The organism is Micropruina sp. (assembly GCF_027492755.1).
In the GTDB taxonomy this organism is placed as follows: Bacteria; Actinomycetota; Actinomycetes; order Propionibacteriales; family Propionibacteriaceae; genus Micropruina.
In genome coordinates this window covers 21,259-30,493 of sequence record NZ_JAPUED010000011.1, presented here as the reverse complement: position 1 = coordinate 30,493, position 9,235 = coordinate 21,259, and the positions used below count along the sequence as shown (strand labels likewise).

Genomic DNA, 9,235 nt, shown 5'->3' with positions numbered 1-9,235 from the left:
TCCAACTGCGGGATTCCGTGCGCGACCTGCGTCAGTGAGTCCTCGCGTGGTGGGAGCCGTCCGCCACGCTTCCTCGGACAGACTGGAGTGGTGAGCGGATCCGACGTCGACCGACCCACGGTGGTGTGCCTCTGCGGCTCCCGACGCTTCCTGCATCTGTTCGAGTCGGAACGGAAACGACTGACCGCTTGCGGCGTCATCGTGCTCGGCCCCGAGCCGATCAGCGAGGAGCTGACTCCATCGAGGCGGGCTGCTCTCGGCGAACTGCACCTTCGACGGATAGATCTCGCCGATGAGATCCGCGTCGTGAGCGAAGGTGGGTATGTCGGATCCACGACTCGTCGCGAGATTCAGTACGCACGCGCGAAGCACAAGATCGTCAGCTCGGTGGAACCGAGCCTCGACCTGTAAGGCACGAGTCGAGAGGTCAGCACCGAGCCTTCAGTCATTGGTCAAGATCGGCGAGAACTCCCCTACTCAGCGGGGGAGGCGCCATTCTGTACCTGACCGACGCGGTCGACGGAGACTGACGAAGAGGAGTCCGATGAGCGAGTGGCAGCAGGCTTGGCCGAGTGAGGTCGGCGTCCGGACCGTGCGGGAGTTGTTCCGGACGGCCTACGACGCCGAACCGGACGGCGTCTGGGCCTCGCCGGGGCGGGTGAACCTGATCGGCGAGCACACCGATTACAACGGCGGGTTGTGCCTGCCGATCGCACTGCCGCACCGCACCTATGTAGCCGTCTCTGCCCGGTCGGACGGCCGGGTCCGGATGACCACCGACATCGGTGATGAAGTGTGGGAGGGCGCGATCTCCGAGCTCGCCCCCGGCCAGGTGTCGGGGTGGGTCGCCTACTGCGGTGGTCCGGCCTGGGCGCTGCGGGAAGCCGGCTTCGAAGTGCCCGGGTTCGACCTGGCTGTCGCCTCGTGCGTGCCGCTGGGTGCCGGACTCTCGTCGTCCGCGGCGGTGGAGTGCGCCGTCGGCCTGGCGCTGGCGCAACTGGCCGGACAACGACTCGACACCGACGATGACTCCCGAGCCCGGCTGGCCGCACTGTGCGTCCGCGCCGAGAACGAGGTCGCCGGCGCGCCGACCGGCGGCATGGACCAGGCGGCCTCGCTGCGGACCACCGCCGGGCACGCGCTGCTGCTCGACTGCCGCGACGGCTCCGTCGAGCAGGTGCGGTTCGATCTGGCGTCCGACGGCCTGGAGTTGCTGGTGATCGACACCCGGGCCAGCCATTCACTGGCGGACGGCCAGTACGGCGCCCGCCGTGCCGCCTGCGAGTCCGCCGCCCGCATCCTGGGCGTCGCGACGCTGCGCGAGGTCACCGATCTGGACGCGGCGCTGGCGCAGCTCGACGACGAGGAGGTGCGCCGCCGCGTCCGTCATGTGGTGACCGAGATCGCGCGAGTGACCGAGTTCGTGGCGGTCGCCGAAGCTGGTGACTGGACCGCCGCCGGCGAGCTGATGGACGCCTCGCACGAGTCGCTGCGCGACGACTACGAGGTCAGCTGCCTCGAACTGGACGTGGTCGTGACGGCCGCGCGGGCTGCCGGCGCGCTCGGTGCCCGGATGACCGGCGGCGGCTTCGGCGGCAGCGCCATCGCGCTGGTCCGTAGCGAGGACGCCGCGTCCATCGCGCGTGCGGTGCGTGAGGCGTCCGGTTCGCGCGGGTTGCCGGTGCCGGACGTGCACCAGGCCACGCCGTCCGAACCCGGAGGTTGCCTGGTCGAGCCGTGAGGCGATCGGGACCAGCGGAGTTCGGGACCAGCGAAATTCGAGCCCCGCATCCTCGCCCCGCCAGAGACCCCGGCGTTCACAGCCGGGATGACAGGCCACCAGGACCAACGAGACTTGGCCCCCTGCTTCAGCCGGTCATCCCGGGCTCGACCCGGGATCTCCTGCCGGAGTTATCCACAGGTTGAAGAACGATTCCGAGAATCGGGCAGTTTTCGCTCTAGCTTGTCCGCATGAGTCGTTCCCGGTGGTTGATCATGGTGCTGGCGTTGCTAGTGCTGACGGCCTGCACGAGCGAGTCGCCACGTCCGCCGTCGAACACTCCCGGCCTACCGGCCGACGTATTCCCCGGACTGCCGAACCTGGGCGCCGGCGTCGAAACGACTGTCGAGGCGATGACCGGCGACGGCGAGACCATGCTGATGGTCGCGACGATCGAGGGCCGCACCTCGGTTCCCCTCCTGCGCTACTCGACGGACGCCGGCGCGACCTGGCACGACGGCGTGCCGAGCGCAGCAGCCGCGTCTGCGGCTGCCATCGGCCAAGAGGCCGTCGGGGTCGCCGCCGTGGCCGGCGCCGGGGCGGATCGTCGCTGGCTGAGTCTGACCAGTAAGAGCCAAACGCTGTTCGCCTGGACCAGCCCCGACGCACAGACCTGGGAGCGCACCCCGGTGGCCGGCATCGATCCGAAGAAGGGCGAAGAGGTCTTCAGCATCACCGGGCTGTCCGGTGGTGGTTTCGTGGCGGTCGGCGGCGGCTGGCGCCACGACAAGACCTGGCCAATGGCTTGGACATCGCCGGACGGCGTCACCTGGACGGCACAGAAGCTCCCCGGCGAGGGCCACCTGAGCGAGGTCGCCGCCAATGGCGACCGGCTGGTGGCGGTGGGCAGGAATGAACTGCCCCGGCTCCGCAAGGGCCGGTCGCAATTCTCCCTGCTGTTCACATCCACCGATGGCGGCACGAACTGGCGTCACGTCGCGGTGAAGGAGCCGGCCACCTCGGGGAACTTCATCAGCTCGCTCAGCCATGTGGTCACCACCGACAAAGGCTTCATGGTCGGCGGGAGCTACTACGACAACCCCATGGGGACCTACCGTCCGCTGCTGTTGACCAGCGACGATCTGCGTTCGTGGCGTTCTCCCCGACGACTACCCGACGCAGGCGAGTCGTCCGGCATCACCGAGTTGATCAGGATGGGGTCGGGAACACTCGCTGTGCAACGCGCCTCCGCTGCAGGTGCGAGCGACGAGGTGCGCGTTTGGCACCTGTCGCCCGGCGATATGTTCTGGACGCCGGTCAAGGTCCCGTCCACCAGGGGAAGCGCTTGGGCAGAGGCCGGCGCCGGTGCGGGTGCGGTCGGAGTGGTCGCGATCGGTATCGACGGCAACCCGGGATCGACCCGGCTGTGGCGCTTCGACGGCCCGGCGCGGGTTGACGCGACGGAGGTGGCGGCGCCGTCCGAGACTCGCGAGCGGATTCAGCCCAGTGGGCTGTTTGTCGTCGAGAACCACCTGGCCGCATACGGGCGCACCCAGGGCTCCTATGCCCTGTGGCACGCCGACGGCTCCGCCTTCAGCACGCCCATCCCGGTCGGTGCCGCGGCGGACGAGACGATCGACGCGGTCGCCTGGAACGCTGACGGAGGCTACCTGGCGACCGGGGAGGTCGAAGGCACCGACGCCTTCACCCTGCACTCGACGGACGGCCGGAAATGGCGGCGAACCGCGCCGAAGGCCTTCAACAAGGTGGCCCAGTACCACTACTCGAGCATCGCCGACGCCATCCGTGCCGACGGACGGTGGGTGGTGGTCGGCGAGCGGAGCACCAACGGCGACATCCGCCGCTCGGCACTCGTGGCCAGCTCATCCAACGGGCTCTCCTGGACGCACGGACGTCCCACCAGAACGACAACGCGCGGTGACTGGTACGACCGGCGCGACCCGTTGGACGACCTGCACGGCCTGGACGGCCGAGAGCGCGCAATGACCGCGGTAACGTCAGTCGGGCGCGGCCTGGTGGCAGTCGGCTCGATCAGCGACGGCCCCGGCACCGAGCCGGCGGCATGGGTGGCCGCCGATACTCGGACCTGGTGCTTGATCCCGCTCCCGTTCGATCGCTACGAGCGGGCCGAGGTGACCAGCGTGCACCGCGTCGGAGAGGTCCTCGTGGGCTACGGCTGGACTCTGGGCAAGGGCACGACCCGCAGCACCCGTGCGGTGTGGCGTTCCACCGACGGCGGGGCTCATTGGTCCTTCACCGCCTTCGAGGGGGTCCATTCAGGGGCGTTGATGACTCACGCCGGCGGCGAGTTCCTCGAGGTCTTCCTCTCCGACGACCACCGGACGCTCACCTTGTCGCGATCCTCGGACGGCCTGACCTGGGCGAAGGCACCCCTGAAGATCGAGGGTCTGACGGACGGAATGGAGGTTTCGCTGGATGACGTGCTGGTGCACGACGGCGCGCTCCATCTGTTGGTGACCGTTCAAAGCCTCAGCGACGCGGTCACCCTGGTGCAGCGGGTGCCGTTGTGAGGGTGCCCCACCGCTGATCGAGCTTGTCGAGATCCTTCCGAGGGGTCTCGACAAGCTCGACCAACGGAGGTCTAGCGGTAGTCGCGGGTGACCCGGCCGGTGATCAGGCAGGTCACCTCGTACGGGATGGTGCCCATCAGTTCGGCGACCTCGGCGACGGTGATCTCCTGGTCGCCGGAACGGCCGATCAGCACGACCCCGTCACCGACCCCGACGTTCGGCTCGGGGCCGAGGTCGATCATGGTCTGGTCCATGCAGACCCGGCCGACGATCGGGTAGGACATGCCGTCGATCAGCACTCGTCCGCGGTTGGACAGCAGTCGCGAGTAGCCGTCGCCGTAGCCGACCGGAATGGTGGCGATCCAGGTGTCGCGGGGGGCCGTCCAGGTGCGGCCGTAGCTCACCGTCTCGCCTGCGGCCACCGGTTTCACGAACGAGATCTCTGTGGTCAGCGCCAGGCCGGGGCGCAGTTCGACGCTGCGTTCAGCCTGCGGGTCGGGCAGGCTGCCGTAGATCATGATCCCGGGCCGGACCAGGTCGAACCAGGTATCGGGGTGTCCCAGAACGGCGCCCGAGTTGGCCAGATGCTTGATCTCGACCCGGCCCGCGGCGTCCTCGACGGCGGCGATCGTGGTGCGGAACAACTCGGTTTGCGCGCGGGTGAAGTCGACGCCGTCCGGGGTATCCGAGATGGGCAGATGGCTGAACAGACCCTGCAGATGCAGGTGCGGATCGGACGCGATCCGCGCGGCCAGCGCCGGCGCCGCGGCGGGTTCGATGCCGGCGCGGCGCATGCCGGTATCGACCTTCAGGTGGACGGAGACCCCGGTCAGCCCGACCTGCTCAGCAACCCGGGACGTCTCCTCCACCGACGCCTCGTCGACCACCGTCAGGGTGAGCGCCGAGATCAGCGCACGGCCGACCTCGTCCAAGCCCCGGGTCGGCGACAGCTTCAGGATCGGCAGTCCGATGCCGGCGCGGCGCAACTGGCGTCCCTCGTCGACGGTGGCGACGCCGAGCCAGTCAGCCGCCTGCCGCTGCTCGATCATCGCCGCCACCGCGGCCGCACCGTGCCCGTAGGCGTTGGCCTTGACCGCGGCCAGCACCTGCCGGTCGCCCACCCGTGCCCGGACGCCGCGCAGGTTGGCCTCGATGTGGTCCAGCAGGGTGTGTGCGGTGGTCGGGTAGCTCATGCGGGCTCCGACTCCCCGGTGGCGACCGGGCGCGACGGGTCGTTGCTCCAGGCCGACCACGATCCGGGGTAGAGCGCGATCTCGAGGTCGAGTGCGGCGCCGGCCAGCACCAGCTGCGCGGCGCTGACTCCCGAGCCGCAGTAGGCCGCCAGCGGAGCGGTCCGGTCGCCGAGCAGTTCCCGCAGGCGGTCCTGTTCGGGGAGCCGTCCGTCGGCGGCGAAGAACCCGCTCACCGGGACGTTGACCGCGCCCGGGATGTGCCCGGCAACCGGATCCATCGGTTCGGTCTCGCCGCGGTAGCGTTCAGGCGCGCGGGCGTCCATCAGGGTGCCGGAGAAGCCGGCGGCGTCATCGGCTTCGATGGTCGGCAATTGTCCGGGCGTGACGTGCAGCTCGGCCTTGTCGACGATCACATCCCCCGTTGTCATCGGGCGATTGTGCGCCGCCCAGGCATCGACTCCGCCGTCCAGCACCCGGACGTCCAACCCGGCCCAGCGCAGCACCCACCAAGCCCGCGCGGCGGCGAACGAGCCGGCCTCGTCGTACACCACGATCGGGCGACTGCCGTCCACACCCAACGCGCCCAGGCCGCGGGCCAGGGTGTCGGCGTCCGGCAGCGGATGCCGTCCGTCGGTCGGCTCACCGTGCCTGGTCAGCACGGTCTCCAGGTCGAGGAAGCGGGCACCTGGCAGGTGTGCCTCCCGGTAACGGTCTCGCCCCGCCCCGGACGGCTCGCCCAGCCGCCATCGCACGTCGAGCAGATCGACATCGGCGAGGACGCCGTCCAGTTCGTCGGGAGTGATCAACACATCGCCACGGGCCATGCCCCCAGCCTGTCAGACCCGGCCGTTGGTGATCACCCCCGGCTCGTCGAAGAACAGCCGGCGATCGATCGCGCGATCGGTCACTGGTTTCGGGATCGGTCACTGCTTTCGGCATATTTCCCGAAACCAGTCGCGCTACCTGTCAGCAGTCGTCGATCGCGCGCTCGGTCAGCCGCGGATGCCCGCGCCAGGCCGGCAGGGACGCCATGTACGCCCGGGTCTGCTCCTCGATCACCTCTTGGGACTGCTCGGGATGGCGTCGACGCTGCCAGCCGACCATCGCGGCGAAGCGGGTATCGAAGTCCTGCAGATTGCCGTCGGCGTCGGTGCAGTACTGGCAGTAGTGCCCGCTCTCGATGGGCATGCCGCAGCTCTCACAGGAAGCGGTCTGGGTGGTCATCGGTGGTCCTCTCTTCGGGCCGCGGCGGTCAGGGCGTTCAGCCCGTCGATCAGTCCGCGGCGGGTGGTGTCGTCCAGTTGCTCCATGGCGCGCGCGACCAGGGTGCGGTCGAGCACATCGGCGTCGTGCCGCAGCCGGTTCATGCCGGCCTCAGTGAGCCAGACCAGGGTGCGGCGCCGGTCGTCCGGGTCAGGCTCGCGCTCCAACAGGCCATGGCCTTCCAACTGGGTGACGATGTCGCTGACCACCGACTGGGCGCGGTCGAGGTGCCGAGCCGCTTCACCGACGGTGATCGGACCCGATCCGGCCAGATGGGTGAGCACCGCCCGGGAGGCGTTGGTCAGCTCGCTGCGGCGTCCGTCACGGCGGTGGAAGGCCAGATAGGCCTGCGGGAACACCTCGCAGAAGGCGTCGGAGTCGGACATGACCTCATCGTCCGGCGGGGTGAATCCATCGTCAATCCCGATGGATTCCTCTTCGTCGACGACGTCGGGCGCTGCAACCGATGGGTGAGAAGATAAGGATCCGGATCGGGCTGGTCAGTCCAGCCCGATCCGGATCCTTGTTTCAGCTGCTTCAGACTGCCGCGCTGACCGATACGACGCTGTCACCCCGCTGCAGCGCGGCGTCGGTGTCCTCGAACTCGTTCACGGTCGAGACCTTGCCGAGGTTCGTCACCAGCACCAGGATCACCGGATCCTTGCCGGCACCACGGACGGCGTCGAGGTCGACCCGGGCGATCAAGGTCGACGGGTCGACCCGGTCGCCCGGCGCGCAGAAGACCTCGAAACCCTCACCCTGAAGCGACACCGTGTCGATGCCGAGATGAACGAGAACCTCGACTCCGTCATCGGTCTCCAGGCCGATCGCATGCTTGGTCGGGAAGACCACCGTCACGGTGCCCGACACGGGCGCATACACGTCGCCGTCAGCTGGCTGCAGCGCGTAGCCGTCGCCGACCGTCTTGCTGGCGAAGACCGCGTCGCTGACCTCCTCGAGGGGCACAAAGGCGCCCCGCGCGACCGCAACCAGTTCCACACGCTCACCCTTGACTCCCCGCGCCGACGCCTCCGCGGCTACTGCAGACTCGTCCGCCGGACGCTCGGCAGGCACCAGGAACATCGTCAGGATGAACGAACTGGAGATGGCAATGGCAATGCCGGCCAACGCGAACGGGAAGTAGGGACCGACGTAGGCCGGCAGGCTGAAGATCGACGACAGGATGTAGGCGTAGATCCGGACGCCGGTGACGGCGAAGAACGTCGCCGCGAGAGTACTGCCGATCGTCGCCGCCACGAACGCCCGGCGGTACTTGGAGAGTACGCCGAACAGGGCCGGTTCGGTGATGCCCAGCAGACCCGACACAGCGGCAGATGCGACGACCGTCTTCTGATCCTTGCTGCGCACCTTGAAGTAGACCGCCGCAGTCGCACCGGCGATGGCCATGTTGGCCATGAACATCATCGGCATGAGCATGTCCCAGCCCTGGGTCGCGAAGTTCTGCAACGCGATGGGGGTCTCGGCATGGTGCAGGCCGGTGAAGATCGCGATCGGGCGGGTGGCACCGAAGATGACGCCCGCGAGGATGGGCGAGAAGGCGAACAGCCAGGCAACGCCGGCGGCGAGCTGGTTGCCCAGGAAGATGCCGATGGGGCCGATCACCGTGAGCGCCAGTGTGCCGGCGATGAACAGCGAGAAGGTGGGCGTGAAGACCGTCCGCAGCACGCGCGGCAGTATCCGGTCCACCCAGCGATAGATGTGACTGAGCGCGAAGACCGAGAAGATGATCGGAATCACGGTTCCGGCGTAGTTGAACACCGGGACCGGAATGACGCCGAACAGCATGAACGCCGTGATCTCCTTGGCGGCTGCGGCGGCGGTCATCGTCGGGTACTGCATGGCGGCGGCGATGGCGACCGCCATGAACATGTTCGTCTTGAAGATCTTCGCCGCGGACGCGGCCACGAAGAACGGCAGGAAGGTGAAGACACCGCTCGCGAGCATGTCGATGACGAGGTAGGTGTCGTTCTTGTTCGAGATCACGCCCAGCGCCGCGAGGCCGGCCATCAGGCCCTTGATCATGCCCGCGCCGGCGATGGCAGGAACGATCGGCCCGAAGACACCGGACACCGTATCCATGGCCAGTGCGACCCAGCCGCGCTTTCCACCGGCTGCTTCGCCGCCACCCGCTTTGTCGGCGAGCCCGAGCTTGTCAGCCAGCGGTTCGTAGTACTTCTCCACCTCGGTGCCGACCACCACCTGCAGTTCACCGTTCTGGACGTTGGTCCCGATCACCTCAGGAACGCCGTCCAGTGCGGCCATGTCCACCTTGGCGCCGTCCTTGAGGTCGAAGCGCAAGCGCGTCATGCAGTGCCACGCGTTGCTGACGTTGTCCACCCCGCCGACGGCGGCGATGACCTTCTCAGCTACCTCGCTGTAGCGCATCTACAGTTCCCCTCTCTCATTCACAGCTCGACCCCAGCCGAGCGATGGTACCGATCCAATCCCCGGTTCCGACTGCGTAGATTGGAGCATGTAAGCCTGCT

General features: G+C 68.3%; 8 protein-coding genes. 3 read left to right on the top strand and 5 right to left on the bottom strand.

The features are described from left to right. Window positions 1–90: 90 nt before the first annotated feature. The 3 genes from Q0066_RS00620 to Q0066_RS00610 all read left to right on the top strand — a co-directional run bounded on the left by Q0066_RS00620 (window position 91) and on the right by Q0066_RS00610 (window position 4,272). Complete coding sequence (locus Q0066_RS00620; protein ID WP_298129037.1) at window positions 91–411, top strand: hypothetical protein; 321 nt, start codon at window positions 91–93, stop codon at window positions 409–411. A gap of 133 nt (window positions 412–544) precedes the next feature. After that, window positions 545–1,741: a galactokinase gene (galK, locus tag Q0066_RS00615; protein ID WP_298129035.1), complete on the top strand. Its 1,197-nt coding sequence runs from the start codon at window positions 545–547 to the stop codon at window positions 1,739–1,741. Between the two features lie 230 nt (window positions 1,742–1,971). Continuing rightward, the gene (locus tag Q0066_RS00610; RefSeq protein ID WP_298129033.1) at window positions 1,972–4,272 is read left to right on the top strand and encodes a hypothetical protein; all 2,301 of its coding nucleotides are present in this window, start codon (window positions 1,972–1,974) and stop codon (window positions 4,270–4,272) included. 71 nt (window positions 4,273–4,343) lie between these two features. Here the strand turns inward: Q0066_RS00610 and alr are convergent, their stop codons facing one another. The 5 genes from alr to Q0066_RS00585 form a co-directional block, all read right to left on the bottom strand. Further along, entirely contained in the window at window positions 4,344–5,465 is a 1,122-nt protein-coding gene (alr, locus tag Q0066_RS00605; RefSeq protein ID WP_298129031.1) for an alanine racemase, read from the bottom strand. After that, window positions 5,462–6,289 carry a sulfurtransferase gene (locus Q0066_RS00600; RefSeq protein WP_298129029.1) on the bottom strand — a complete coding sequence of 276 codons (828 nt, stop codon included), beginning with the start codon at window positions 6,287–6,289 and terminating at the stop codon, window positions 5,462–5,464. Before Q0066_RS00600 ends, alr begins: the two co-directional genes overlap by 4 nt. A 142-nt stretch (window positions 6,290–6,431) precedes the next feature. Then, window positions 6,432–6,689, bottom strand: a complete 258-nt coding sequence (locus Q0066_RS00595) for a zinc ribbon domain-containing protein (RefSeq protein ID WP_298129028.1) — start codon at window positions 6,687–6,689, stop codon at window positions 6,432–6,434. Beyond that, a complete protein-coding gene (locus tag Q0066_RS00590) occupies window positions 6,686–7,114 on the bottom strand; it encodes a MarR family transcriptional regulator (protein WP_298129026.1) in 429 nt (142 codons plus the stop codon). The genes Q0066_RS00595 and Q0066_RS00590 overlap by 4 nt, the downstream gene beginning before the upstream one ends. A 151-nt stretch (window positions 7,115–7,265) precedes the next feature. Then, window positions 7,266–9,134 (bottom strand): glucose PTS transporter subunit IIA, encoded by a 1,869-nt coding sequence (locus Q0066_RS00585; protein WP_298129024.1) that lies wholly within the window; start codon window positions 9,132–9,134, stop codon window positions 7,266–7,268. Window positions 9,135–9,235: the final 101 nt, after the last annotated feature.